The organism is Micromonospora sp. WMMB235 (genome assembly GCF_001855515.1).
Classification (GTDB): Bacteria; Actinomycetota; Actinomycetes; order Mycobacteriales; family Micromonosporaceae; genus Micromonospora; species Micromonospora aurantiaca.
Genome location: NZ_MDRX01000001.1, coordinates 4,671,016 through 4,697,480, shown reverse-complemented (window position 1 = coordinate 4,697,480; position 26,465 = coordinate 4,671,016). Strand labels below are relative to the sequence as shown.

Sequence of the window (26,465 nt, the reverse complement as noted above, 5' to 3'; positions counted from 1 at the left end):
CCACAAGCAGGGCCGAAAGTGCAAGATCAACGCCGGACGGGGCGGCGGCGGGAGGGAGGGCGGCGGGAGGAGGGCGGCGTTATGGGCGGGTCAGGTCCTTGGCCAGGAGTTCGGCGATCTGGGCCGTGTTGAGGGCGGCGCCCTTGCGGAGGTTGTCGCCCGTCACGAAGAGGTCCAGAGCGCGGGGGTCGTCCACCGCGCGGCGGATCCGGCCCACCCACGAGGGGTCGGTGCCGACGGCGTCGATCGGCATCGGGAACTCCCCTGCGGCCGGGTCGTCGACCAGGATCACGCCCGGCGCGTTGCGCAGCACCTCACGGGCGCCCTCGGCGTCCACCTCGGTGGCGAAGACCGCGTGCACGGCGACCGAGTGGCCGGTCACCACCGGCACCCGTACGCAGGTGGCGGACACCTTGAGGTCGGGCAGCCCGAGGATCTTGCGCGACTCGTTGCGCAGCTTCATCTCCTCGGAGGACCAGCCGCCGTCGGCGAGCGAGCCCGCCCACGGTACGACGTTCAGCGCCAGCGGGGCCGGGAACGGACCCAGCTCGTCGCCGACTGCCTGTCGCACGTCACCGGCGCGGGAACCGAGCACCCGGTCGCCGGCGATCTTGCCGAGCTGGAGGTGCAGCGCGTCCACGCCGGCCTGGCCCGCCCCGGAGACCGCCTGGTACGACGCGAGCACCAGCTCGCGCAGCCCGTACTCGCGGTGCAGCGGCGCGACCGCCACGATCATCGCCAGCGTGGTGCAGTTGGCGTTGGCGATGATGCCCTTGGGCCGGTTGCGTACCTGCTCGGGGTTGATCTCGGGGACCACCAGCGGGACGTCGCGGTCCATCCGGAACGCGCCGGAGTTGTCCACCACCACCGCGCCGCGCGCGGCGGCGACCGGGGCCCACTCCGCGGAGACGTCGTCCGGCACGTCGAACATCGCCACGTCGACGCCGTCGAGCGCGTCGGCGGTGAGCGCCTGGACGGTCAGCTCCTCGCCCCGGCACTGCACGCGCCGGCCGGCCGACCGCTCGGAGGCGAGCAGCCGGATCTCGCCCCACACGTTGCGCCGGGAGGAGAGGATCTGGCACATCACCGTACCGACGGCACCTGTCGCCCCGACCACGGCGAGGGTGGGCAGCGACGCCATGGCGCGTTACCGCCCGGTGCCGGCGTAGACGACGGCTTCGGTGTCACCACCCAGCTCGAAGGCGTCGTGGATGGCGCGGACCGCCTTGTCGAGGTCGGTGTCGCGGCAGACCACGGAGACCCGGATCTCCGACGTGGAGATCATCTCGATGTTCACGCCGGCCGCGCCGAGCGCGGCGAAGAAGCCGGCGGCCACGCCCGGGTGCGAGCGCATGCCCGCGCCGATGAGGGAGACCTTGCCGACGTGGTCGTCGTACAGCAGGCCCTTGAACTTGACCGACTCCTGGATCTTGCTGAGCGCGGTCATCGCGGTCGGGCCGTCGGCCTTGGGCAGCGTGAACGAGATGTCCGTGCGGCCGGTGCCCTCGGTGGACACGTTCTGCACGATCATGTCGATGTTGATCTCCGCGCCGGCCACGGTGTCGAAGATCGACGCGGCGGCGCCCGGCTCGTCGGGCACGCCGACGATCGTGATCTTCGCTTCGCTGCGGTCGTGGGCGACCCCGGTGATCAGTGCCTGTTCCACAGGAAGGTCCTCCATCGATCCGGTGACCATCGTGCCGGTGTTGGTCGAGTATGACGAACGGACGTGGATCGGCAAGCCCGCGCGCCGCGCGTACTCGACGCTGCGCAGGTGCAGCACCTTCGCGCCGCAGGCGGCCAGTTCCAGCATCTCCTCGTACGTGATCTGCTTGATGTGCCGGGCGTTCGGCACGATGCGCGGGTCGGCGGTGAAGATGCCGTCCACGTCGGTGTAGATCTCGCAGACGTCCGCCTCCAGCGCGGCGGCGAGCGCCACGGCAGTGGTGTCCGAACCGCCCCGCCCGAGCGTGGTGACGTCCTTGGTGTCCTGCGAGACGCCCTGGAAACCGGCGACGATGACCACCGCGCCCTCGTCCAGCGCGCCCTTGAGCCGCCCCGGGGTCACGTCGATGATCCGGGCCCGGCCGTGCACCGAGGTGGTGATCACGCCGGCCTGCGAACCGGTGAACGAGCGTGCCTCGTACCCCAGGTTGTGGATGGCCATGGCCAGCAGCGCCATGGAGATCCGCTCCCCGGCGGTGAGCAGCATGTCCAGCTCACGGCCCGGCGGCAGCGGGCTGACCTGGTTGGCCAGGTCGAGCAGCTCGTCGGTGGTGTCGCCCATGGCGGACACCACCACCACCACGTCGTCGCCGGCCTTGCGCGCGGCCACGATGCGCTCGGCCACCCGCTTGATCCGCTCGGCGTTGGCGACGGAGGACCCGCCGTACTTCTGCACCACGAGTGCCACGACGGTGCACTCCCTCCCAGCGACGACCCTGAGCGTGCCGACGCCGCCGGTTCTCTCGGTCCGGCGGCGCGTGTCAGACCGCCTCAGCCTATCGGGCGGCCCGCGAGGCCGGGTCGGGTGATCCCACCATCCGGCCCCGCCGTGGGGCGGCTCACCAGCCCGGGAGTACGCGACACGCCAAGCGGTACAGCCGTACGGTGGGCTGACCTGGACCCTCCCCACGACGCAGAATGAGCCGGTGCACGCTCATCGACGTGCGGCCCGCCGGCTGACCGGCGTGCTCGCGCTCACCCTGCCGGTACTGCTGGCCGCCTGCGACGGCGGCCACCCCGAGGCGGCGCCCACCGGCACCGCCGACCCGGTCCCGGTGCAGGTCGACGCCGCCCGCGAGGAACTGGCCGGACTGGCCGCCGCGGCGCAGGACCGGCACCTCACCGCCACGTACGCGTTCGCGCCCGCCGAGGGCACGCCCCGCACGGTGTCGGTGACCAGCGCCAACGACGGCAGCTGGCGGGTCGACGTGCCCGGCTGGGGGCACGCCGGCACGGTGGACGTCTCGCTCGCCGGCACGTCCGACGGGCTGTTCCAGTGCGCGCTGCCCTCGGCCGGCTGGGCGCAGGCGGCGACCTGCGTCCGCCTCGGCGACGCCGACGACGCGGTGCCGCGCCGGCTCGACCCCCGCGTGCAGCACCCGTTCACCGACTGGCTGGAGGTGCTCACCGACCGGCGCGCGCCGCTCGCGGTGTCCCCCGCCGAGCCGCTGCCCGGCGCCACCGGCCCCTGCTACACGGTCGACAGCACCTCGGCATCGCTCAACGCGCCGCTGGACGTGGGCATCTACTGCTTCCGGGAGGACGGCACACCCGCGGCGGTACGGGCCGGATTCGGCACCCTGACGCTGACCGGCGAGCCCGGCGCCGCGCCGGGCACCGTCGAGCTGGCCGGTGCGGTGACAGACGGCGAGCCGGTGGGACGGGACGCCCCGAGTCCGGGGACCCCGTAGCCGGCCCCGATCCGGTGACTCTGATCCCATAGTCCGGACGAGCCTTCCCACTGCACGTCCCACCACGTAGGGTGACCTTGTCATGTGGCGCGCGTACCTTCTCCTTGGCTGCCGCGACGAGGCCTGACCGGCCGGCACCTCGTCGCGGAGTCGCTACGCGCCGTCCAGCACATCCGATCTTCTTCTCGGCACCGCCGCGCACCGTCGCCCGGCAGCCCGCCGACACCTTTCCGATCTGCTGACGCCACATGTTCCAGGGAGCACTCCGAGATGGCTCAACCTGTCACCGAGACCGATCCGTTCGCCCGCCAGCGCCCCAGCCGGATGCCGGTCCACCGCTACGTTCCGTACGACAGCGAGTTCGGCGTCGACCTGCCGGACCGCGCCTGGCCCACCCGCCGCGTCGAGGCCGCGCCCCGCTGGTGCGCAGTCGACCTCCGCGACGGCAACCAGGCCCTGATCGACCCGATGTCGCCCGAGCGCAAGCGGCGGATGTTCCAGCTCCTGGTGCAGATGGGCTACAAGGAGATCGAGGTCGGCTTCCCGTCGGCGAGCCAGACCGACTACGACTTCGTACGGCAGCTGATCGAGCAGGACCTGATCCCCGAGGACGTCACCATCCAGGTGCTGACCCAGTGCCGGGAGCACCTGATCGAGCGGACCTTCGAGTCGCTGCGCGGCGCGCACCGGGCCATCGTGCACTTCTACAACTCCACCTCGACGCTGCAGCGCCGGGTGGTCTTCGGCCTGGACCGCGACGGCATCACCGACATCGCCACCCAGGGCGCGCGGCTGTGCCAGAAGTACGCGGAGATCCACACCCCGGACACCGAGATCCACTACGAGTACTCGCCGGAGTCGTACACGGGCACCGAGCTGGAGTACGCGCTGGAGGTCTGCTCGGCGGTGATCGACGTGATCGACCCGACGCCGGACCGCAAGCTGATCATCAACCTGCCGGCCACCGTCGAGATGGCGATGCCGAACGTCTACGCCGACTCGATCGAGTGGATGCACCGGCGCCTGCCCCGGCGGGACAGCCTGGTGCTGAGCCTGCACCCGCACAACGACCGGGGCACCGGCGTGGCCGCCGCCGAGCTGGGCCTGCTGGCCGGCGCCGACCGGATCGAGGGCTGCCTGTTCGGCAACGGCGAGCGCACCGGCAACGTCGACCTGGTGACGCTGGGCCTGAACATGTTCTCCCAGGGCATCGACCCGATGATCGACTTCTCGAACATCGACGAGGTCAAGCGCGCGGTCGAGTACTGCAACCAGCTGCCGGTGCACGAGCGCCACCCGTACGCGGGCGACCTGGTCTACACCGCGTTCTCCGGCTCGCACCAGGACGCGATCAACAAGGGCTTCGCCGCGCTGAACGCCGACGCGGCGGCGGCCGGGGTGCCCGTGGACGACTTCACCTGGGCGGTGCCCTACCTGCCGATCGACCCGAAGGACCTGGGCCGCACCTACGAGGCGGTCATCCGGGTCAACTCGCAGTCCGGCAAGGGCGGCGTCGCGTACATCATGAAGACCGAGCACCAGCTCGACCTGCCGCGCCGCCTCCAGATCGAGTTCTCCGGCGTGGTGCAGCAGGTCACCGACCACGACGGCGGCGAGGTCGAGCCGGGCGCGATGTGGGAGATCTTCGCCCGCAACTACCTGGTCGACCACCAGGTCGACCCGGCCGTGAAGCTGGCCGAGTACACGATCGGCACCGTCGACGGCAAGGTCGAGATCGACGCCCGCGTCGGCTTCGGCGGCGAGACCCGCCAGCTCACCGCTGTCGGCAACGGCCCGATCGACGCGTACGTCAACGCGTTGCAGTCCCTGGGCGTGGCGGTACGGGTGCTCGACTACCACGAGCACGCGCTGTCCTCCGGCGGGGACGCGCAGGCCGCCGCGTACGTGGAGTGCGAGGTGGACGGCCGTACGGTGTGGGGCGTCGGGGTGGACGCCAACATCGTCACCGCCTCGATCAAGGCGGTCACGAGCGCGGTGAACCGCACCCGCGCCTGAGGTGCTTGAGGTGTAAGGAAGGGCCCCTTCTTAACGCATTCTGCATAGGAGGGGGCCCTTCTTAACGCCCGCGCCCGAATGGCCCGAGTGTTAACAAGGGGCCCTTCCTCTACCGGAGGCGTTAAGAAGGGGCCCTTCCTTCCCCCCGCCGGGGGCGGTGGATCAGCACGGCGGCGAGCACCGCGCCGGCCAGCAGCAGCCCCGCGCACCACGCCAGCGCCCCCCGGTACGCGTCGGCCAGCGCACCCTTCTGCTCGTACCCGGTGCCCGACAGCCCCACCAGCAGCGGCAACGCGGCCACCGCGAGCAGACCACCGGCCCGGGACGCGGCGTTGTTGAAGCCGCTCGCCACCCCGGCGAACCGGTCCGAGACGGCACCGAGCACCGACGTGGTCAGCGGCGCCACCACGAGAGTGAGCCCGGCGCCGAACAGCGCCACGCCCGGCAGCACGTCCACCCAGTACGACGCACCAGGCCCGACCCGGCGCAACAGCAGCAGACCCACGGCGGCGATCACCGGCCCGACGGTGAGCGGCAGCCGGGGGCCGATGCGCGCCGACAGCGCGCCCGCGCGCGGCGAGCCGACCAGCAGCAGCACAGTCATCGGCACTGTGGCCAGGCCGGTGAGCAGCGCCGACCAGCCGACCACGTTCTGCAGGTAGACGGCGAGGAAGAAGGTGAACCCGCCGAGCGCCGCGTACACGACGACTGTGAAGACGTTCAGCACGGAGAACAGCCGGCTGGAGAACAGCCCGGTGGGCAGCATCGCGGTGTCGCCGCGCCGCCGCTCGACCAGCACGAAGACCACCACGGCGACCACCCCGAGCACCGCCGCGACCAGCACCGCCGGGGAGTCCAGGCCGCGCGCCGGGGCGTCGATGAGCGCGTACGTGACACCGCCGAGCGCGAGCGCGCCGAGCAGCGCGCCCGCCACGTCGAACCGCCGCCGCCCGCCCCCGGTGCGGGATATCTCCTCGTCCCGGCTCTCCGGCACCCAGCGCAGCGCGGCGAGCACCACGCCGACGGCCAGCGGCAGGTTGACGAAGAAGATCCACCGCCAGGAGAGCGTGTCGATCAGCCAGCCGCCGAGCAGCGGACCGAGCGCGGTGGACACACCGGACAGCCCGGACCAGGTGCCGATGGCCCGGCCCCGGTCGTCCGGGTGGAAGCTGGCCTGGAGCACGGACAGCGACCCGGGGGTGAGCAGCGCCCCGCCGGCGCCCTGGAGGAACCGGGCGGCGACGAGCCAGCCGGTGTCCTGGGCCAGCCCGCAGAGCACCGACGCCACAGCGAACCAGACCACGCCGAGCAGGAAGACGCGCCGCCTGCCGAACCGGTCCCCGAGCGCGCCGCCGAGCAGCACGAACGCGGCGAGCATGAGCAGGTAGCCGTTCACGGTCCACTGAAGACCGGCGACTGTGGCGTCCAGTTCGGCGCCGAGCCGCGGCAGCGCGACGTTGACGACAGTGCTGTCCAGGAACACCATGCCGGAGGCGAGGATCGCGGCGAGCAGCGTGCCGCGTCCGGCGGCGGAGCCGGTACGCAGCGCGGGAGCGGGTGCGGTCACGTCTCACCACTCTGCCCGCCGCCCACCGTCGACGCCACGAATCGCGGAAACCGCCGCCGGGTACTGTGCGGACTCGCCCGGAGCACGCAAGCTGGAGAGGTGTCGTCTGTGCGTACGAGATCAGGAGCCCGAGCCGGGCTGGCGGCCGCGCTGAGCGCGGTGCTCGCCCTCGGCGTGGCCGGCTGCGACGTGTCGGTCACCGAGCCGGAGGCGCCGCCCAGTGCCACCGGGAACGTCAACAAGCAGCTCGGTGAGCTGACAGTGGCCACCGCCGGGTCGATGAAGGGCTACAGCCGCTCCCGCTTCCCGCACTGGCGGGATACCGGCAAGAACTGCGACGTCCGCGACAGCGTGCTGCAACGCGACGGCGAGGGCATCAAGTTGTCCGGCTGCAACGTGGTGGGCGGGCGGTGGGAGAGCGTCTACGACGGTGTGGTGCTCAACGATCCGTCGGACGTGGACATCGACCACACCGTTCCGCTGGCCGCCGCGTGGCGTTCGGGCGCGGACGAGTGGGACGACTCGAAGCGCGGCGACTTCGCCAACGACCTGACGCGGCCGCAGCTCATCGCGGTTTCGGCGCGGTCCAACCGGGCAAAGGGTGACCAGGATCCGTCCCAGTGGAAGCCGCCGAACCGGTCGTCCTGGTGTCAGTACGCGGCGGACTGGGTGACGGTCAAGCACTACTGGCGGCTGACTGTGACAAGTGCCGAGAAGGCCGCTCTCACCGACATGCTGGAGGGCTGCACATGGGCGAGCAAACCGTGACCGGGCCGGACGCCACACCGGCGCCGGAGGCAGACGCCGCACCGGCCCCGGAGTCGGCACCGGCGGGTCCGGCCTCGGCCGGGATGACGGCGGACGGCCGGCAGCCGGCGTCCGCGGACGTCGCCGGGGCGGGCATGACCGCCGACGTGGTGCCGGGCGCACCGGCCGGGGGCGCACCGGGCGGACCGGCGGACCGCACCTCGGACATCACCGCAGGTCCGGGCGGGGTCATGACCGACGAGGTGGGCGTGGTGACCGGCGAGTTGACGCTGCGCACCGAGCACGCCGACGGCCGGGTGACGCTGCGGGTGCAGTACAAGGACGCCGACGAGTGGTACGCGGTCACCGGCGGTTCCGCGCCACTGGCCGACCCGGCCGCGCTCGACGCCGTGCACACGATCGCGGTGGGCCTGCTCAACCGCCCCGAGGGCTGACCGACGACAAGGCGCGCCCCCACCCGGCCCGGGTGGGGGCGCGCTTCGTCGTGTCAGACGTACGATCCGGGCTCGCTGGGCGCGGAGACCACGCCCGGCTCCTCGCCCTCCCCCTCCGGCCGGGTGATCTTCGCGGTCACCTCGTGCGGGCGCAGCTCACCGGCGGCGATCTTCTCGGCCCAGTGGCAGGCCACCCGGCTGGCGCCGATCTGGCGCAGCTCCGGCCGCTCGTCGGCGCAGCGGGTCGGCTGCGCCCACGGGCAGCGGGTGTGGAACCGGCAGCCCGACGGCGGGTTGGCCGGCGACGGCAGGTCACCGGCGAGCAGGATGCGCTCGCGCCGGTCCTCCACGTCCGGGTCCGGCACCGGCACCGCCGACATCAGCGCCCGGGTGTACGGGTGCAGCGGCTCGGTGTAGAGCCGGTCGCTCGGCGCCTCCTCCACCAGCGCGCCCAGGTACATCACGCCGACGATGTCGGAGATGTGCCGCACCACGGCCAGGTCGTGCGCGATGACCAGGTAGGTCAGGCCGAGGCTGTCCTGGAGTTCGTCGAGCAGGTTCACCACCTGCGCCTGGATCGAGACGTCCAGCGCGGAGACCGGCTCGTCGGCGACGATCAGCTCCGGGCCGAGGACCAGCGCGCGGGCGATGCCGATGCGCTGGCGCTGGCCGCCGGAGAACTCGTGCGGGTAGCGGGACAGCGCCCACTTCGGCAGGCCCACCGCGTCGAGCGTCTCGCCGATGATCCGCCGCCGGTCGTCCCGGTTCGCGCCGATGCCGTGGGTCTGGAGGCCCTCGGTCAGGATCGACTCGACGTTCTGCCGGGGGTCCAGGCTGGACATCGGATCCTGGAAGATCATCTGCATCCGGCGGCGCATCGCGCGCAGTTTGCCGGCGGGGAGCGTGGTCAGCTCGACGCCGTCGAACTTCACCTCGCCGCTGGTCGGCGGGTTGAGCTGGAGCAGCGCCCGGCCGAGCGTGGACTTGCCGCAGCCCGACTCGCCCACCAGCCCGTACGTCTTGCCGCGCGGGATGCTCAGGTCGACCCCGTCGACCGCCTTGACGTGCCCGACCGTGCGGTCGAAGATCACGCCCCGGCGGATCGGGAAGTGCACCTTCAGATCGCGGACCTCGACGAGGATGTCGTTGTCGCTCATGGGGTCTCCTCCTCGCGCGGAGCCGGTCCGAAGCCGGGCACGGCGGGCGGGTCGGCCGGCTCGGCCTGGGCCGGCACCGCACCCGGTTCGGCGGTCGTCGGCGCGGTCGCGCGGGCGTCCGCCTCCGGGGTCAGGCCGGGGACCGGCACCGGGTTGACGCAGCGGTAGCTGCGCGCGTCGTGGGTCAGCACCAGCTCCGGCGGCTCGCCCACACACGCGTCGACGCGGCGGGCGCAGCGCGGGGCGAACGCGCAGCCGTCCGGCCAGGGCAGCACGTCACGCACCGAGCCGGGGATGGGGTTCAGCCGTTCGCCGCGGCCGGCGTCCAGGCGCGGCACCGAACCGAGCAACCCCTCGGTGTACGGGTGCCGGGGCTGGCGGAACAGCGGACGACGGGTGGCCGTCTCCACCACCCGGCCGGCGTAGAGCACGTTGATGGTGTCGCACATGCCGGCCACCACGCCGAGGTCGTGAGTGATCATCACCAGTGCGGTGCCGGAGTCCCGGACCAGGTCCTTGAGCAGCTCCAGGATCTGCGCCTGGATGGTGACGTCGAGCGCGGTGGTCGGCTCGTCGGCGATCAGCAGCCGGGGCTGGCAGGCGACAGCCATGGCGATCAGCGCCCGCTGCCGCATGCCGCCGGAGAGCTGGTGCGGGTACTCCTTGAGCCGCCGCCGCGGGTCCGGGATGCCCACCCGGTCGAGCAGGGCGGCCGCCTCCTTGGTGGCCGCCTCGCCCTTCATGCCCCGGTGCCGGGCCAGCACCTCGGTCACCTGGAGCCCGATCGGGATGACCGGGTTCAGCGAGGACAGCGGGTCCTGGAAGATCATCGCCACGTCCCGGCCGCGGATGTCGCGGCGGGACCGGTCATCGAGCTGGAGCAGGTCGGTGCCGTCGAAGACCGCCTTGCCGCCCACGCGCAGGCCCGGCTGCTTGGGCAGCAGGCCCATGATGGCCAGCGACGTGACGCTCTTGCCGCAGCCGGACTCGCCGACCAGGCCGACCACCTCGCCGGCGTCGACCGAGAAGGACACCCCGTCCACCGCGTGCACGGTGCGCTGCCCACGACGGGCGAACGTGACGGAGAGGTCGTCCACTTCGAGCAGTGCCATGACTGACTGACCTACTTCCGCAGCTTTGGATCGAGGGCCTCGCGCATCGCCTCACCGAGCAGGGTGAACCCGAGCGCGGTGATGATGATGCCGAGCGCCGGATAGATCGCCAGGCCGGGCCGGATGCCCAGGTACGGCTGCGCGTCGGCGAGCATGACGCCCCACTCCGGGATGGCCGAGTCGGGGTTGCCGAGACCGAGGAAGGACAGCGCGGCCGCCTCGATGATCGCGGTGGCCAGCGTCAGCGTGGCCTGCACGATGACCGGGGCGATCGAGTTCGGCACCACGTGGGTGAGGGCGATCCTGGAGCGCTTCACGCCGAGCGACGTCGCGGCCAGCACGTAGTCGCTGTTGGCCTGCGCGATCATCGAGCCGCGCAGCAGCCGGGCGAAGATCGGCACGGACACCACACCGACGGCGATCATCACGGTGGTGAGGCTGGCGCCGAGCAGCGCCGCGATGCTCACCGCGAGCAGCAGGCTCGGCATGGCCAGCAGCATGTCGATGAAGCGCATCAGGGTGGTGTCGATCCAGCGGCCCCAGCGCCCGCCGAGCCCGGCCGCGGCACCGGCGACGCCGCCGATCAGCGCGCCGACCGCGAGGCCGATCAGGGTGGAGACCACGCCGACGAGCAGCGTCTGCCGGGCGCCGACGATGAGCCGGCTGAACTCGTCCCGGCCCTGGTGGTCGAAGCCGAGCCAGTGGTCGGCGGAGACGCCCGGGATGATGCCCTGGCCGGACTTGACCAGTCCTTCGCGGATGCCGATGGAGTCCGTCGGGCTGTACGGGACGAGGAACGGCCCGATGACGGCGACCAGGACGAAGACCGCCAGGATGATGACGCCGATGACGGCCGCCGGGTTGCGCCGCAGCCGGCGGAACGCCTCCTTCCAGAGGCTCACCCCCTGCTCGTCGTCGCGGGCGGCCAGCTCGGCGAGCCGGTCGATCTTCTCGCGCTTCTTGCCAGTGGTGATGGTCATCGCACCCTCACCCTCGGGTCGATCACGCTGTAGGAGAGGTCGACCAGGAGATTCACCAGCACGTACACCACCGCAATGATCATGATGAAGCCCATCAGCACCGGGTAGTCGCGTTGGCTGATCGACTCGGCGACGAACGCGCCGATGCCGCTGAACGCGAACACGGTCTCGGTGAGCACCGCGCCGGAGAGCAGGAGACCGGTCTGCAGGCCGATCGAGGTGGCCACCGGCAGCATGGCGTTACGCAGCACGTGCCGGCGGCGTACGGTCCGCTCGGTCAGGCCCTTGGCCTCGGCGGTCCGGACGAAGTCCTCGTTGAGCACCTCCAGCACGCTGGCCCGGGTGATCCGGACGATGATCGCGAGCGGGATGCTGGCGAGCGCGATGCCCGGCAGCACGAGGTGCCAGAGCGCGTCGGCGGCGGCGTCCCACTCGCGGGTCATGAGCCCGTCGAGGACGAAGAAGTTGGTGACCCGGGTCGCCCCGATGGTCGGGTCCTGCCGGCCACTGGAGGGGAACCAGCCCAGGTTCTCCGCGAAGATCGCCTTGAGCACGTACGCCAGGAAGAAGACCGGGATGCAGATGCCGATGAGCGATCCGCCGACCGAGGCGTGGTCGAGGAACCGGCCCCGGCGGCGGGCGGCCAGGTAGCCGAGCGGGATGCCGATGCCGACCGCGAGGATCATGGCCATCACGGTCAGCTCGACGGTGCCGGGGAACCGCTCCACGAACTCCGTGGTGACGGCCCGCTTCGTACCGGTCGAGGTGCCCAGGTCGAGCCGGATCATCCGCCGCAGGAAGCGGGCGTACTGGACCAGGATCGGCTCGTCGAGGCCGAGGTTGCGCCGGATGGCGGCGCGCGTCTCGGGCGTGCCCCGTTCTCCGAGGATCGCGGTCTCGGGCCCGCCGGGAAGTCGGTGGAGCCAGATGAACAGCAGGACGGAGAGCCCGAACAGCGTGGGTATCAGCTGTAGCAGGCGTCTGATGATGAACCGGAACACGGGCGCCTCGGAGGGTGTGCGGAGGGGTGCGGGCGGGCGCTGTGGTCACAGCGCCCGCCCGCGTACGGTGCCTTCAGATCACTTGAACTCTGCGGTCGCGTACCGCTCGTCGGTGAGCGGGCTCGCCTTGATCCCGGTCACGTCCTTGCCGAACACGATCGCCGGCGGGGAGTGCGAGATCGGCACGCCCGGCAGGAAGTCCATGATCGTCTTGTTCAGTGCCTTGTACTTCTCCGTACGGGCCGCCGCGTCGGCGGTGGTGTCGGCGTCCTTGAACTGCGCGAAGAGCTGGGGGTTGTTGAAGCCCCACTCGTCCTTCGGGCGGTCGAAGAAGGTGCCGATGAAGTTGTACGCGTCGCCGTAGTCACCGGTCCAGCCGAGGAAGTGCAGGTCGTGCTTGTTGCCGGAGGTGGTGGCGTTGAGGTAGTCCGGGCTCCACTTCAGCGGGATGGCCTGGACGTTGATGCCGACCGCCTTGAGGTCCGCCGAGAGCAGCTCGAAGATGTCCTTCGGGTTCGGCATGTACGGCCGGGTGACCTCGGTCGGGTAGTGGAACTTCAGCGTCAGGTTCGACGCGCCGGCTTCGGCCAGCAGCTGCTTGGCCTTCTCCGGGTTGTAGTCGTACTTGGTGACGTCGCCGTTCCAGCCCTCGACGGTGTCCGGGAAGAAGTTCATCGCGACCTTGGCGCCCGGGGGCAGCTTCGAGTCGACCAGGGCCTGCCGGTTCAGCGCGTGCGCGATGGCCTGCCGGACCTTCAGGTCGGCCAGCTTCGGGTTCCCCTTCTGGTTGATCGCCAGGTAGAGGATGTTGAAGGCGGGCCGGGTGAGGACGTTGAAGCCCTCCTTCTTCAGCGGCTCCACGTCCGCCGGGCCGACCAGGTCGTAGCCCTGGATGTCACCCGAGCGGAGCGCCTGCTTGCGGGCGTTCTCGTCCGAGATCGTCTTGAAGATGATGGTCTTCAGCTTGGCCTTGTCGCCGTAGTAGTCGTCGTTGCGCTCGATGGTGAGCGACTTGTTCGCGATGTCCCACGCCTTGAACTTGAACGGGCCGGTGCCGGTCGGGTGCTCCATCGCGTACGCGGGGTACTTGATGTCCTCGGCGGTGCCGGTCACGTTGCTGGCGTCGTACTGCTCCATCGCCTTGGGGCTCTGGATCGAGAACGACGGCAGCATGAGCGCGGCCGGGATCTTGCTGGAGACCCGGGTGAACGCCAGGTCCACAGTGGTGGCGTCCTTGGCGGTGCAGGACTTGAAGAGGCTCGGCGGCAGGTCCGGGTTCTCGTTCTTGGCGAACCCGCCCATGACGTCCTGCCAGTACGCGGTCACGTCCGGGCTCTGCATGAGGCCCTTGGCGTTGTACCAGCGGTCGAAGTTGGCGCAGACGGCCTCGGCGTTGAAGTCGGTGCCGTCGTGGAACTTGACGCCCGAGCGGAGCTTGAACGTCCAGGTCGTGCCCGCCGCATCCGGCGTCCAGGACTCGGCGAGGCCCGGCGTCACCTTGGTGCCGCCCTCCTCCGGACGGACCAGGGTCTCGAAGACCTGGCGCGCCACGCGCAGCGACTCACCGTCGCTGGCGAAGCTGGGGTCGAGCACCTTCGGGTCTCCGGCGACGCCGAAGACGAGGGTGTCCTTCTTGCTATCTCCGGAGCCACTCTCACGGTCGCTCTCGGCGCAGCCTGCAACCGCGAGGGCCGCGACCGCGATGGCCGCGATTGCGACCTTCGGCCTGGATGCACGCATGGTGCTTCACCTCGTCCTTGGGGGTACGGACAACGTGGTGACAGGGTCACCGATGTGCGCAGACCTTAGCCCTCGGGTGGACGGCGCGGAAACGGGCGGGGGGCGGGTTGGTATCGAATCGTGTCTGTTCCGCAACGAGGCATACGAATCGAAGGAGAATCCCTTGCGTTTCCGATGTTTCGTCGGCTAGAAGGCCGAATTTATTACGTCGATCCGGTCCCGGACGCACGTTCCTGTTAGATCGACGAGCATCCCGTTCCGGCCCGGAGACACGTCCGGCGGGCACCCCGCAGGGCACCCGCCGGAGGCGGCACGACCGGATTCAGACGGCCCGTCGGCCCTCGAAGGCCCGGCCCAGCGTGATCTCGTCGGCGTACTCCAGGTCGCCGCCGACCGGCAGTCCACTCGCGAGCCGGGTCACCGCGATCCCCATCGGCTTGACCATCAGCGCCAGATAGGTGGCGGTCGCCTCGCCCTCGGTGTTCGGGTCGGTGGCGAGGATCAGCTCGCGGACCTCGCCGCCGCCGAGGCGGGTCATCAGCTCACGGATCCGCAGGTTGTCCGGGCCGATGCCCTCCAGCGGATTGATCGCGCCGCCGAGCACGTGGTAGCGCCCGCGGAACTCGCCGGTCCGCTCGATCGCCACCACGTCCTTCGGCTCCTCGACCACACAGAGCACCTCGTCGGTACGCCGTGGGTCGCGGCAGATCCGGCACTGCTCCGACTCGGCCACGTTGTAGCAGGTCGTGCAGAACCGGACCAGGTCCTTGACCTTGCGCAGCGCGCCGGCCAGCCGGTTGACGTCGGCCGGATCCGCCGACAGCACGTGGAACGCGATCCGCTGAGCGCTCTTCGGGCCCACGCCCGGCAACCGGCCCAGCTCGTCGATCAGATCCTGGATGGCACCCTCGTACATCTGCCGGCTCAGAACCCGGACAGGCCGAGGCCGCCCATGCCGCCCGCGACCGGGCCCATCTTCTTCTCGGTCAGCTCGCGGGCCGCCTCGGCGGCGTTGTGCACGGCCGCGACCACAAGGTCCTCCAGCGTCTCGACGTCCTCCGGGTCGACCGCCTTCGGGTCGATCTTGATCGCCTTCAGCTCACCGGTACCGGCGACCGTCGCGGTGACCAGACCCCCGCCGGCGGTGCCGGTCAGCTCCGCCTCGGCCAGCTCGGCCTGGGCCTTGGCGATCTGCTGCTGCATCTTCTGCGCCTGCTTCAGCATCTGCTGCATGTTCGGCTGTCCACCTGGGCGCACGGACCGCTCCTTCTTCCACTCGTCTGCTCGGCCGCGCCCAGCCTAGTCGGGCCACGGCACCGCTGAATCGCGGTCGGCGCGCGCTCAGCGCGCGTCCACCTCGTCGATCTTCTCCGCGCCGAACGTCTCGCGCAGCAGCTGCACCGCCTGCTCCTCGCTCGACTGCCGGGCGGTCCGCTCGTCGATCACGTCGTCCAGCGGCTCGTCGCCCGGGTCGAATCCCTCGTAGGCGGGTGCCGCCGCAGGCGCGCCCCCACCTCGCACCGGGCCGTCGAAGTCCGGGTCGTAGGGCGGCTCGCCCGCCCACTCGGCATCGGCCGTCTTCCGCGCCGGCTGCGCCGCGCGCGGCCCCTTGCCGGGACCACCGCCCGCAGCAGCAGCCGCCGCGGCCGCACGCGCCGCCGCGATCGCGCTGTTCTTCGCCCCCGCCGGCCTCGCCGCAGCGGCAGGCGCCGGCGCCGCCGCGGGTGCCGCAGGCTTGGGTACGACGACAGGCGCGGTAGCGGTAGCCGTGCCCCCGCCCGGACGGGCCGCAGCCGGCCAGTCCTCCCCGTCGCCGCCGCTCGCCGCCGAGGCGGTGCCGGTGGCCGAGGCCGTGCCACCGGGTCGGGCCGGCTCCGGCCAGTCCTCCTCGGTCTGGTCTGCCGCAGGGCTCGCCGTCGAACGGTGCGAGGCGTCGGGCGAACCCGCGCCTGCCCGGCCCGCCGGCCCCCCGGCCTGGCTACCAGTGGCCGGGTTGCCAGTGGCTCGGCTGCCCGTGGCGCTGCCCGAGCCGGACACCGGCTGTCCCGGGGCGCCGCCGACGGCGTCGGTTGCCGGACGTCCGGCGACACCGGAGTCAGGACGGCCTGGCCCGGCGTGGGCCGAACCCGGGCGGCCCGGTCCCGCGTCGGAGCCGGGACGGTTGAGTCCGGAGTCGTAGCCCGGACGGCTCGGTCCCGCATCGGCCGCGTCGGCGTCCGGACGGCCCTGAGCAGTACCTAGCGCCCGGGAATCCGGGCGACCGGACCCGGTGTCGGACGCCGGGCCGGACGGGGCGGCCGCCGGGCGGGCCGGGGCGCTCTCGGGCGCGTTGCGGCCTGGTGCGGCGTCGGCCTGCGCGCGGCTCGCACCGGACGGACGGGACGGGCCGCCGAGCGAGGACGCGCCACGCTCGCCCGCCACCTCGCAGCGGATCTGCCAGCGACCGCCCAGCTCCTCGTAGAGCGCGTCGGTCAGCACGGCGGCGTGGTCGGCCATCATCTTCGCCAGCACCGTCGACTTCACGGTCAGCACGAGCGTGTCGCCGTCCAGGTCGCGTACCACCGCGTCCCGCATCAGCGCGGCGATCCGCTTGTTGCTGCGGTTGACCTTGCCGACCACCTCGGGCCACACGCGGCGCACCGCGACCGCGTCGAGCGCGCCGGGATTCGCCGCGCCGGGGCGGGGCGGCTCGGGCGTGGCCGGGTCGGGCATCACAGCGGACGGCGGTACCGGACGTCGGGCAGCGGCGGGAGCATCAGAGGCGGCAGCGGGCGAGCCGGAAGCGGCCGGATCGACGGCGGCTCGCTCGGGAGCGGCCGGGGCGGGGGAAGCAGCCTCCGGGCCGCCTGCCGGCTCCGTCCCGGCGGGAGCCGGACGGGAACCGGGTGCGGCGTTCCGGGCGCCCACCGCAGCGGCGGCAGCGGCACGTGCGGCGGCGGCGCCGGTCGGGGCACCGGCAGCCGCCGGCGTGCCGGCGGAATCCGCGTGGACCGCGGCGGCAGCCGCGCCCGGGGCGGGAGCCGCCGGGCGTACCCCCTGGGTCTGGTTGGGGTGCGCGGGGTCGGCGGCGGCCGGCGGCAGCTCGGCGCCCCCGAGCGTCAGCCGGCGCTCCATCCGCTCCAGGCGCTGGAGCAGGCCGCCGGACGAGTCGTCCGCGCCGGGCAGGAGCATGCGCGCGCAGATCAGTTCCAGCAGCAGCCGGGGCGCGGTGGTGCCGCGCATCTCGACCAGGCCGTTGTGCACGATGTCGGCGCAGCGCGACAGCGTGGCCGGGCCGAGGCGCTGCGCCTGGGCGGCCATCCGCTCGATCTGGTCGGCCGGGCCGTCGATGAGGCCCCTGGCGGCGGCATCAGGCACCTGCTGCAGGACGATCAGGTCGCGGAGGCGTTCCAGCAGGTCGGAGGCGAAGCGGCGCGAGTCGTGCCCGGCCTCGGCGACCCGGTCGACGGTGGCGTACGCGGCGGCGCCGTCACCGGCGGCGAGCGCGTCGCACATCTCGTCGATCAGCGCGGCGTCGGTGACACCGAGCAGCGCGGCGGCCCGGGCGTAGCCGACGCCCTCCGGGCCGGCGCCCGCGATGAGCTGGTCGAGCACGGAGAGGCTGTCGCGCATGCTGCCCCCGCCGGCGCGCACCACCAGCGGGAAGACCGCCGGCTCGACCTTGACGCCCTCCGCCTCGCAGAGCTGTTCGAGGTAGGGGCGGACCACCTTCGGCGGGAACAGCCGGAACGGGTAGTGGTGGGTCCGCGACTTGATCGTGCCGAGGACCTTCTCCGGTTCGGTGGTGGCGAAGATGAACTTGACGTACTCAGGGGGCTCCTCGACCAGCTTGAGCAGCGCGTTGAAGCCGGCCGACGAGACCATGTGCGCCTCGTCGATGATGTAGATCTTGAAGCGGCTGCGGGCCGGGGCGAAGAACGCCTTCTCGCGCAGCTCACGGGCGTCGTCGACACCACCGTGGCTGGCCGCGTCGATCTCGATGACGTCGATCGAGCCGCCGCCGTCGGGAGCCAGCCCGCGGCACGAGTCACACTGCCCGCACGGCTCGGGGGTGGGGCCCTGCTCGCAGTTGAGGGAGCGGGCCAGGATCCGGGCGCTGGAGGTCTTGCCGCAGCCCCGCGGACCGGAGAAGAGGTAGGCGTGGTTGAGCCGCCCGCTGCGCAGCGCCTGCGACAGCGGCTCGGTGACCTGCTCCTGGCCGATCATCTCGGCGAACGTCCGCGGCCGGTACTTGCGGTAAAGGGCCAGTGCCACCCGTCCCGCCTCCTCTCGACCGAGCCATTCTGCGCCGGTCGGCCCCGGGTGACCACCCACCACCCCGTGACCCGACCCGCAGCGACGTTACCCGGCCCGGGAGACAGAAAGGCCTCCCGTGCACCCGGCAGAGCTCGCTTATCCTTGCTGCCTTCCGGCCCTGGGGAGGTTCACGAGGTACCGCCGCACGGGAGGTGACGCCAAGCCTACCCGAAGGGTTGTGGATCTTCCGGGAGGGTGGGGTGGCCCGCCGTCGCGGGACCTGTATCCTGGCTCGCGGAGGATTCGCCTAGAGGCCTAGGGCGCACGCTTGGAAAGCGTGTTGGGTTCACACCCTCACGAGTTCGAATCTCGTATCCTCCGCTCGCAGACGACAGGGTCGGTTCCCGCACGGGGCCGGCCCTGAGTCGTACTCCGCGGTGCCCCTCACCGGCCGCCCAACTGGTCCCGCCGCCGCTTCAGATAAGCCGTCTCCGCGCTGTTCCCAGCCAGCTCGATCGCCCGGTCGTACGCCGCCCGCGCCTCCCCGCCCCGTCCCATCCGGCGCAACAACTCGGCCCGCGTCGCGTGGTACGCGTGGTAACCCTCCAGCGGCAACCCGTCCACCTCCGCCAGCGCCACCTGCGGCCCGTCCAGCTCGGCGACCGCCACCGCCCGGTTGAGCCGCACGATCGGCGACGGGTCGACGCGTACCAGATGGTCGTAGAGCGCGGCGACCTGCGCCCAGTCGGTGTCCCGCGTGTCGCGCGCATCGGTGTGGACGGCGTTTATGGCGGCGAGGATCTGGTAGCGGCCCGGCGGCCGTCCGGCGGCGATGCACGCGCGGACCAGGGCGTGCCCCTCGGCGATGAGTTCGCGGTCCCAGGCGCTGCGGTCCTGCTCGGCGAGGACGACGAGTTCGCCCGTCGCGGAGACCCGGGCGGGCCGGCGCGCCTCGGTGAGCAGCATCAGCGCCAGCAGCCCGGCGGCCTCGTGGTCGTCGGGCAGCAGCGTGCGGACCAGCCGGGTGAGGCGGATCGCCTCGGCGGTCAGATCGGCGCGGACCGCCTCCTTGCCGCCCGGGTCGGAGGCGAGGTAGCCCTCGTTGAAGATCAGGTAGAGAACGGCGAGCACGCCGGTGACCCGGGCCGGGAGGTCCTCGCGGGACGGCACCCGGTACGGAATCCCGGCCGCCTTGATCTTCGTCTTGGCCCGGGTGATCCGCCTGCTCATGGCGGCCTCCTGAACCAGGTAGGCCCGCGCGATCTCGGGCACCGTGAGCCCGCCGACCAGGCGCAGCGTCAGCGCCACCCGCGCCTCCATGGCCAGCGCCGGGTGGCAGCAGGTGAAGATCAGGCGGAGCCGGTCGTCGTCGATGACACCGAGCGGTTCCGGCACGTCGGCCAGCATCATCGCCTCCCGGTGCTTGTCCTCCCGCCGGCTCTCGCGCCGGATCCGGTCGACGGCCCTGCGGTACGCGGTGGTGGTGAGCCACGCGCCGGGATTCGGCGGTACGCCGTCGGCCGACCACCGCTCGACGGCGGCGGCGAACGCCTCGGCTGTCATCTCCTCTGCGACGTCGAGATCGCCGATGCGCCGGGCGAGCGTGGCTACGACCCGGGCCCACTCTCCGCGGTGGACCCGGGCGAGCGCCTCGCCGACGTCGCTCACGCGCCCAGGAACGGCCGCAGCTCGACCCGCCTGTTGCACCGCTGCGACGCCAGCGCGGCGAGCGGCAGCGCCACGTCGAAGTCCGGCGCCTCGATGATCCAGAACCCGCCGACGTACTCCTTCGTCTCCAGGTAGGGCCCGTCGGTGAGCAGCGGACTCCCGCCTCGCGCGTCCACGACCGTGGCCGTCTCCGGCGCCGCGAGCCCACCGGCGAAGACCCAGTGGCCGTCGGCTCGCAACCGCTCGTTGAACTCACCGATCGCGGCCATCTCCGCGTCGGTGGCCGAGCCGGTCGTGTCGTCGAGTACGGAGATCAGGTACTGCGCCATCGGTTCCTCTTTCACTCTCGCCGGCCGCGGGCCGGGCCGCCGTCACCCCGGCTACGAACGCCGCCACCCCGATCCGACAGCCCCCGACGAGGTCGATCACGCAATTCTCGTACGTGGCACGTCAAAGCTCTCGTCCTAGTCATGGCCGGTTATGCATTGCGTGAATAACCGACAGTCACTGAGCAGACTGAATAAGTGAGTGATCGCGGCATCGAGGCCAAGCAGGTGTGCGCGTTGCGGCGCCAACCTGGCTGCCGACAACGGCTCGGGACGGTGCGCTCCCTGTCAACGAGCGGAGCGGGACCGCATCGTCGCTGCTCCCGACGTTCCACCCAGCTTCTGGTCCCATGAACCGCTTCGCCATGCGCTTGCGGATCGGCACCTCGGTCGCGTTGTCCGCGCCTACCGTCACCATCCCTATCACGGGCGACAGCCGCTGCCCCAAACCACTGTCGCTGGCTGGTTCGGGACTTCGCCTCGGTGACGTCACGGCCGCTCTTCGCATCCTCAACGGCAACGTCGCCGAGCGGCCGGGCGGCCGGGTGCGGAGTCAGGCGCTCGCCCGGATGCTCCTGGCCACCGCGCTCGTCGGGCAGGCCCGGATCGAGGAGGCGTGCGACCTGACGCACCAGACCGTCGAACTCACCCACGGGCTGGGGTCGGCCGTTGTCCTCGACCAGCTCAGACATCTCGCACTGCTGCTGCGGTCGCATGCCGTCCGGTGCCCGGACGTGCCACAGCTTCTGGACCGGCTTCGCGACGCCATCCGGGAGCGGAGATGGGTGGCGCTGCCGCTGCCGACGGCGTGAGGACGGCCGACAATCGTCGGTATGGCCGACGAGCGTCCCCTGTACGAGCGAGATCCGGCAGCCTGGCAGGTCCACCTCGCCGAGGGCAACGCGCGGCAGCCCCGGAAGCGGGTGGGTGCCGACGTACTGCTGCGCAACGGTGACGGCGACATCCTGTTGGTAGATCCGCGCTACAAGCCCGACTGGGACCTGCCGGGCGGCATGGCCGAGGCGAACGAGCCGCCGCACCTGGCCGCCGAGCGGGAGCTACGCGAGGAGTTGGGTCTCGAACTGCGCGTCGGACCGTTGCTGGTCGTGGACTGGGTGGCACCGCACGGCCCGTGGGACGACAGCTTGATGTTCATCTTCGACGGCGGCGCACTGCCTCCCGCCGAGCCGTTGAAACCGGCTGACGGCGAACTGGCCGACGCACGATTCGTTGCGCTCGATGATGCGCAGGCGCTGCTTCGCCCGTACGTTTGGCATCGGCTGCGTCACGCGGTGGCCGCGCTGAGCGACGGACGCCCGAGGTACCTGACCAACGGAACCACCTGAGACCCTCGTACACATGTTCCATCCACAGCGTGTGGATGCCGAGAGGACCGGATGAGTTACCAGCTCAGCGCCGTGGTCGCCGACGTCGAGTTGCTTCGCGAGCAGACCGCCGACCTGGACCACGCGGTGCTCGCCGCGCTCCGCCAGGACTTCGCGCTGCTGCCGGTCACCCCGCAACTGGTGCAGGAACTGACCGGCGGCCTGCCGGACTACGCCACCGACGAGCCGCGCGCCGAGCGCCCGTTCCGGCTGGTGCTGTCGCCGCCGCTCGCGGAGGTGCTGGCCCGCTGGTCGAGGAGCGGCCCGGTGGCGTACCTGGAGGCGGAGTTCGCGGGCGGCCTGGGCCACCAGTCGGCGGTGGTCTGGCTGGGCGGCGAGGTGAGCTGGGGCCCGCGGTACGACGCCGCGCTGGACCGGCCGCGGACCGAGTGGCCGATCAACACGGCGCTGGCCCGGCTGGGCGCGGAGCCGGGCGCGTGGATCGACCCGTTCGCCGAGCTGGGCCTGCACCTCGAGCGCGACACGGACGGCTGGCTGGCGCACGGCCGCCGTGGACTGTCCGCCGACTACTGGGACGACCTGGCTGAAGAGTGGGAACTACGCCAATCCGACCAGCACCAGCAACCTCATCGCCCTGGCCCCGTTGGTGACTGGGGGATTGCATGAAGCTACGACAATTCGGCTTTATTGCCGCGATGCTTGCTGCCGCGTCCGCAGCCGGCAGCGGCGTTCATCCACAGTGGCCCACCCGCCCGGTCGGCGCCGCCCAGGTGGTCAGCCTGGAAGGCCTGCGCAACGCGGAGTTCGGCGACACCGAGGCGGCCCTGACCCGGCGCGGCGTGCTGCGCGCCGACGAGGAGGCATGCGGACCCGCGCTTGTGGGGCACGGCTCGGTCAGCCCGATCTTCGTCGACGACCGGCTCGTCCTGCTGTGGCTCGACGACCCGATGAGCACGCCCGAGGGCATCAGCGCCGGCACGCCGGTCGGCGAGGTCCGCGCCGCGTATCCCGGCGCCGTCGACCTGCCGGCACCGCCCGGCAGTCACCGCTTCGCCGGGCTGCTCGCCCGCGAGGGCGACCGCGCGTACCTGTTCCTGCACGACGGCGTCACCGTCCGCGAGATCATCGCCGGGTACGCGGACTGGGCCCGTCGCCTCTTCGACGAGGGCTACGGCCCCTGCTGACGCTCGGCAGCGACCGCCGGGCACAGCCCTCCACCCGGCCGCTTCCGGCGCCTCGGCTCAACGACCCACGCTCGACCAATGGGACGATTTATCAGGTCTGCCGCTTATCGAATAGCGAAGCCCTGAGCTCTGACGCCGGTACGGCCTGATTGGATGATTCTCTGCGCTTCATTTTCATGTGATAATGGCCGCATTGGTGCCCATGACGGGGCCATCTCGATGTCCGCCTACGTGTCGCGCACCGTGATCTGGGGAGGCCATGGACCAGCCCGTCGTTCCAGCCCTCATTCCCGCAGTCATGGCACTCGTAGGGCTGATCGCGGGTCTTGTCGCGCCGATGATTGCGGGGTCGGGAGAGAGTCGACGGCGAAGAAGGGAGGACCAGCGTGCGAGATGTGACGAGATACTGGGACTGTTCGAGGACATCAGCGTCTATCGCGCCTTGACCGAATCGGAATCGGCGGTACGTCGTCGGTTGGTGCTGTCGGCCGCGCGATTGAAGGACCAGGCAGCTCGCGAGGCATGCCTCAGCCTCGCCAATGCGGTGGCGAGATCAGACGCCGACGAGGAAGACATCCTGCGGCAATGGACGGTCATGATCCGAGAGGTCTCCCGCGTCTATCGTTCACATCTTTGAGGACAGCGACATGGCAAATCATGGGGGCAGGGGCAACGAGGATCTTCGGCTCACCGAGGAATTGATGGGGAAAACCGGCCCCGCCACGTCCAAGTCGTCGAACGCTTTGCGACGGAGCCAGTATCTGGTGGGGCCGCCGGAGGCGAACCGGCGCTCCGAGCTGGAACGTACGTTACGCGAGGCCTCGAAGATCTCGATATGCGGAATCGCCAGCCGGAGCGTAGTACTGGCGATGTCAACAGTTGCCGCGGAGGTACGCAAGAGCGAAAAGGACTTCCCGTGGGACAGCCTGCATTACGTCACACCGACGCCGTCAATGATTCTCACCGGGCGCAGCGGAGTCGGGCTCGGGCCGGTCGTACGGGACTGGCAGGCGGCCGTGGACACGATCCGAAACTGCGCTCGTCAGCAGGCGCGGGCGGTCCCCGCCGCCGCTGCCAGGCGGAGCAAAGCATTGCAGTTGCTGGGGATGCGTCACTATTTCTTGGAAATGCTGATGCACGTCACCGTCCGCAGTACAGGCCGTAAAGAGTTCTGGTTGACAATAGGGGCCGGCCATCAGAGCAACGACCTTCCCCTTCTGGTGGTCGAGGAGACGGACGACAACTATCCCATTCTAGATGACATGCACAGCCGATTGATCGAAGGCTGCGAAGAGCTGGCGATCCGGCAGGTGCGCTGTGACCTGATCGAAGCGAGCGATGTGAACGGCCCCCCACCGCCGGGAGGCCGGCACGACGAGAAGACGCCTTACCTCGTCGTACACGGCCTCGAGCCGTACGGGACCGGCGGGCAGGCCCGTCCCGCCTGCATGCCAGTGGCGGCCGTGATGATCCGCGCGAACACCAACCGCGGCCCGGTCGTCATGCTCAGGCAGCGCAACGAGTTCTCGGACACCGACTCCTTCGGAAAATACTCGCTCATCACCAGCAGGCTCCTTGAGGAGGACCTGGCTACCGCACTGGGAGTTCCGGTATTCGCCGACCGGCACGTGGATGCCGCCACCGACGCGATGTGGCAGGCAACCAGAACCGATGGCCCGCTCGGGGTCCCGGTGAAGGCGTTCATACGCGCAGCGCAGCGGGAGTTGTTCATCTGCTGCGGCCTCGATGCCCCGGAGAGCCGATTCCAGTTCCACGGATACCAGGTCGTTTCCACGGCGGACGGCTCACAACTCGGCTTCGCCGTGTTCGAGTTGGTGCTCAACCGGCATGAGCCTTTCGACGAACTCGTCGCAGCCGAGGACTGGGACCGGGAGGAGAACCTCCTCGTGGTCAGCCAGTCCGACCTGTACACCGAGGCGTATACTGATCGTTTGAATCGTCTGTTGACGCAGCGCGAGGGATGGTTCCGCACCACCATTCTGGCTCGCCCAATTGCCGCCAGTCACTGACCACGCCGACCTATCCGAAAATACAAGCCAACGAAACAGATCGATATTCTTCGAGCGAGGACCGATGTGGCTTCGAGATGAGGCGTCGACGATTCGACGCCGGGCACCGAATGATCTTCCCCAAGCAGTGATCGGTCTCGTCATGGTGCCCGCCGACGACCCGGAGCTGGTACTGGTCGGCATTCGGAGCAGTGAGGGGAACGTCCGCCATCCAGGAGTCGTGAGCATCCCCACCATGCGCGTGCCGGCAGAGTGGGCGATCCAGGAGACCGGAGTCATCAGGAGCGGCGAGACGAGGCAACTCGAAGGAGCGGAGGGCACCTTCGGCAGGACGCGGTCGACGTCGACAGCAGCCGGCTACGCCGTCGAAGCCCTCCTCTCGAAGAAAGTCCTCGACGGCTCCCTCCTCGACACCGGCTACACATCCGGGCGATGCGCCTTCCGGCTGGCGATGCGAAGCGACGTCGACGACCCGACCGGCCAGGACGGGAGCATCGAAGACACTCTGATGCTCACCGTCCTGGCAATCTGCGACTTCGGTGCCGATGCGCTGCGCGGCCGCAGTCACAGTTATTCCCAGCTCGAGTTCGTCAGGTCGTCGGATCTGGTGAAGGCCTGGCGACAACGGGACGGCCAACTGCTGTTCCCGGCGGCCAACCCGCTCGAGGTGTGCATTCGCGGACTCTGCGTCGAGTCAGCGGTACGGCTGCTCGACTCGCCTGCGGTGATACGCGCCATGAGCGCGACAGGCTTCGGGCCCGGCGTGCGGTGACAGGCGCGGCGACGCTGGCCGCACCGACGGCTCCTTCGTGACGGGATGCGAGAACGCCCGGTGCGATCCTCGCGGATCGACCCGGGCGTTCTCGCATTTCACGAGCGGTGGCGGCGGGATTTGAACCCGCGGAGGGCGTAAACCCTCACACGCTTTCGAGGTCTGCGATCATGCATCCGGGCTAGTTCCAACGTGCACACGACCAGCGGATCTGCTGTCCGTCGGACCACCGCGAACGGCTGCGTACGGCGGCGAATGAGACCGGAGTTGAGACCGCGGCGTCCTCTCCTGAAGACCGCGGTGTCGTAGACCGGACACGTCTGCCCGAGCCAAGTGCGTAGCGTTGCGGAGATGAAGGAGCTGGCAGGAGGATGCTGGGCGCCGCTTCGCCGGCACCACCGCGACGATGACCAGAACGACTGGGTGAACCTTCGGCAGGCCATCGGGCTTCGCGTAGTGGACCAGGGCGGTCGCTACCGGATCGCGGCCGAATTCCCCACGGGCATCGTGATAACAGACCTGCTGGACGAGACGTCATATGCCTCGGCTCTGAGCGAGCTTGCCGACCTGGTGCGTGGGCTGCGCTGAACAGCGTTCGGCATCGTCTGCGATTAGCCCCCGCCCGCTACGCCTTCGGAATGCCGGCACGCCTCCAATTCCGTCCTCGGGCATCCGCCCAGCCTCGCAGCCGTACCGGGGAGCGGCGTCGAGC

Annotated in this window: 25 protein-coding genes, 1 tRNA gene and 1 other RNA gene; 13 read left to right on the top strand and 14 right to left on the bottom strand. The window is 70.8% G+C overall.

All coding sequences use genetic code 11. The features are described from left to right. Positions 1–79 precede the first annotated feature (79 nt). Together BFV98_RS20655 and BFV98_RS20650 are read right to left on the bottom strand one after the other, a co-directional pair. The gene (locus BFV98_RS20655; protein ID WP_013289038.1) at positions 80–1,141 is read right to left on the bottom strand and encodes an aspartate-semialdehyde dehydrogenase; all 1,062 of its coding nucleotides are present in this window, start codon (positions 1,139–1,141) and stop codon (positions 80–82) included. Between the two features lie 6 nt (positions 1,142–1,147). Further along, positions 1,148–2,413 carry an aspartate kinase gene (locus BFV98_RS20650; protein WP_013289039.1) on the bottom strand — a complete coding sequence of 422 codons (1,266 nt, stop codon included), beginning with the start codon at positions 2,411–2,413 and terminating at the stop codon, positions 1,148–1,150. 238 nt (positions 2,414–2,651) lie between these two features. Here BFV98_RS20650 and BFV98_RS20645 point away from each other — a divergent pair, with 238 nt between their 5' ends. Both BFV98_RS20645 and leuA read left to right on the top strand, forming a co-directional pair. Next, entirely contained in the window at positions 2,652–3,416 is a 765-nt protein-coding gene (locus tag BFV98_RS20645) for a hypothetical protein (protein ID WP_225319527.1), read from the top strand. Between the two features lie 270 nt (positions 3,417–3,686). Continuing rightward, on the top strand, positions 3,687–5,432 hold the full coding sequence (gene leuA, locus BFV98_RS20640; RefSeq protein ID WP_013289041.1) for a 2-isopropylmalate synthase: 1,746 nt from the start codon (positions 3,687–3,689) through the stop codon (positions 5,430–5,432). 121 nt (positions 5,433–5,553) lie between these two features. Here leuA and BFV98_RS20635 read toward each other — a convergent pair whose 3' ends face one another. Next, the gene (locus tag BFV98_RS20635; RefSeq protein ID WP_071097488.1) at positions 5,554–6,999 is read right to left on the bottom strand and encodes an MFS transporter; all 1,446 of its coding nucleotides are present in this window, start codon (positions 6,997–6,999) and stop codon (positions 5,554–5,556) included. A 108-nt stretch (positions 7,000–7,107) separates the two neighbouring features. On the opposite strand from BFV98_RS20635, the gene BFV98_RS20630 reads away from it, so the two are divergent. Further along, positions 7,108–7,767, top strand: coding sequence for an HNH endonuclease family protein (locus BFV98_RS20630; protein WP_013289043.1), 660 nt, complete (start codon positions 7,108–7,110; stop codon positions 7,765–7,767). After that, positions 7,749–8,201 (top strand): hypothetical protein, encoded by a 453-nt coding sequence (locus tag BFV98_RS20625; RefSeq protein ID WP_071097486.1) that lies wholly within the window; start codon positions 7,749–7,751, stop codon positions 8,199–8,201. The genes BFV98_RS20630 and BFV98_RS20625 overlap by 19 nt, the downstream gene beginning before the upstream one ends. 53 nt (positions 8,202–8,254) lie before the next feature. Here the strand turns inward: BFV98_RS20625 and BFV98_RS20620 are convergent, their stop codons facing one another. The 9 genes from BFV98_RS20620 to ffs form a co-directional block, all read right to left on the bottom strand. Then, positions 8,255–9,358: an ABC transporter ATP-binding protein gene (locus BFV98_RS20620; RefSeq protein ID WP_013289045.1), complete on the bottom strand. Its 1,104-nt coding sequence runs from the start codon at positions 9,356–9,358 to the stop codon at positions 8,255–8,257. Next, positions 9,355–10,470, bottom strand: a complete 1,116-nt coding sequence (locus BFV98_RS20615; protein ID WP_030273817.1) for an ABC transporter ATP-binding protein — start codon at positions 10,468–10,470, stop codon at positions 9,355–9,357. Before BFV98_RS20615 ends, BFV98_RS20620 begins: the two co-directional genes overlap by 4 nt. An 11-nt stretch (positions 10,471–10,481) precedes the next feature. Beyond that, positions 10,482–11,450, bottom strand: a complete 969-nt coding sequence (locus BFV98_RS20610; RefSeq protein ID WP_013289047.1) for an ABC transporter permease — start codon at positions 11,448–11,450, stop codon at positions 10,482–10,484. Then, positions 11,447–12,451, bottom strand: coding sequence for an ABC transporter permease (locus tag BFV98_RS20605; RefSeq protein ID WP_013289048.1), 1,005 nt, complete (start codon positions 12,449–12,451; stop codon positions 11,447–11,449). The genes BFV98_RS20610 and BFV98_RS20605 overlap by 4 nt, the downstream gene beginning before the upstream one ends. 78 nt (positions 12,452–12,529) lie before the next feature. After that, positions 12,530–14,191: an ABC transporter substrate-binding protein gene (locus BFV98_RS20600; protein ID WP_013289049.1), complete on the bottom strand. Its 1,662-nt coding sequence runs from the start codon at positions 14,189–14,191 to the stop codon at positions 12,530–12,532. 322 nt (positions 14,192–14,513) lie between these two features. Then, positions 14,514–15,107 carry a recombination mediator RecR gene (gene recR, locus BFV98_RS20595; protein WP_013289050.1) on the bottom strand — a complete coding sequence of 198 codons (594 nt, stop codon included), beginning with the start codon at positions 15,105–15,107 and terminating at the stop codon, positions 14,514–14,516. Positions 15,108–15,115: 8 nt separating this feature from the next. Next, positions 15,116–15,424, bottom strand: coding sequence for a YbaB/EbfC family nucleoid-associated protein (locus tag BFV98_RS20590; RefSeq protein ID WP_013289051.1), 309 nt, complete (start codon positions 15,422–15,424; stop codon positions 15,116–15,118). 108 nt (positions 15,425–15,532) lie between these two features. After that, a complete protein-coding gene (locus BFV98_RS20585) occupies positions 15,533–18,445 on the bottom strand; it encodes a DNA polymerase III subunit gamma and tau (RefSeq protein WP_071097484.1) in 2,913 nt (970 codons plus the stop codon). A 107-nt stretch (positions 18,446–18,552) separates the two neighbouring features. Continuing rightward, an RNA gene (gene ffs / locus BFV98_RS20580) (signal recognition particle sRNA small type) lies at positions 18,553–18,642 on the bottom strand. An 81-nt stretch (positions 18,643–18,723) separates the two neighbouring features. On the opposite strand from ffs, the gene BFV98_RS20575 reads away from it, so the two are divergent. Next, positions 18,724–18,808 (top strand) — tRNA-Ser (locus BFV98_RS20575). Positions 18,809–18,871: 63 nt separating this feature from the next. Here the strand turns inward: BFV98_RS20575 and BFV98_RS20570 are convergent. Together BFV98_RS20570 and BFV98_RS20565 are read right to left on the bottom strand one after the other, a co-directional pair. Then, positions 18,872–20,095, bottom strand: a complete 1,224-nt coding sequence (locus tag BFV98_RS20570) for an RNA polymerase sigma factor (protein WP_071097482.1) — start codon at positions 20,093–20,095, stop codon at positions 18,872–18,874. Continuing rightward, entirely contained in the window at positions 20,092–20,424 is a 333-nt protein-coding gene (locus BFV98_RS20565) for a YciI family protein (protein ID WP_030273827.1), read from the bottom strand. Before BFV98_RS20565 ends, BFV98_RS20570 begins: the two co-directional genes overlap by 4 nt. Before the next feature lie 347 nt (positions 20,425–20,771). On the opposite strand from BFV98_RS20565, the gene BFV98_RS20560 reads away from it, so the two are divergent. The 8 genes from BFV98_RS20560 to BFV98_RS20530 all read left to right on the top strand — a co-directional run bounded on the left by BFV98_RS20560 (position 20,772) and on the right by BFV98_RS20530 (position 26,341). After that, a complete protein-coding gene (locus BFV98_RS20560; protein ID WP_235437441.1) occupies positions 20,772–21,233 on the top strand; it encodes a hypothetical protein in 462 nt (153 codons plus the stop codon). Positions 21,234–21,254: 21 nt separating this feature from the next. Further along, positions 21,255–21,767 (top strand): NUDIX domain-containing protein, encoded by a 513-nt coding sequence (locus tag BFV98_RS20555; RefSeq protein WP_071097480.1) that lies wholly within the window; start codon positions 21,255–21,257, stop codon positions 21,765–21,767. Between the two features lie 51 nt (positions 21,768–21,818). Further along, complete coding sequence (locus BFV98_RS20550; RefSeq protein WP_071097478.1) at positions 21,819–22,433, top strand: hypothetical protein; 615 nt, start codon at positions 21,819–21,821, stop codon at positions 22,431–22,433. Beyond that, positions 22,430–22,951, top strand: coding sequence for a hypothetical protein (locus BFV98_RS20545; protein WP_013289058.1), 522 nt, complete (start codon positions 22,430–22,432; stop codon positions 22,949–22,951). Before BFV98_RS20550 ends, BFV98_RS20545 begins: the two co-directional genes overlap by 4 nt. A 259-nt stretch (positions 22,952–23,210) precedes the next feature. Continuing rightward, positions 23,211–23,588 (top strand): hypothetical protein, encoded by a 378-nt coding sequence (locus BFV98_RS31990; RefSeq protein ID WP_041799133.1) that lies wholly within the window; start codon positions 23,211–23,213, stop codon positions 23,586–23,588. Between the two features lie 10 nt (positions 23,589–23,598). Further along, positions 23,599–24,981, top strand: coding sequence for a hypothetical protein (locus BFV98_RS20540; RefSeq protein ID WP_071097476.1), 1,383 nt, complete (start codon positions 23,599–23,601; stop codon positions 24,979–24,981). A 220-nt stretch (positions 24,982–25,201) separates the two neighbouring features. Next, a complete protein-coding gene (locus BFV98_RS20535; protein WP_225319525.1) occupies positions 25,202–25,753 on the top strand; it encodes a hypothetical protein in 552 nt (183 codons plus the stop codon). Between the two features lie 351 nt (positions 25,754–26,104). Further along, positions 26,105–26,341, top strand: a complete 237-nt coding sequence (locus BFV98_RS20530; protein ID WP_143025349.1) for a hypothetical protein — start codon at positions 26,105–26,107, stop codon at positions 26,339–26,341. Positions 26,342–26,465: the final 124 nt, after the last annotated feature.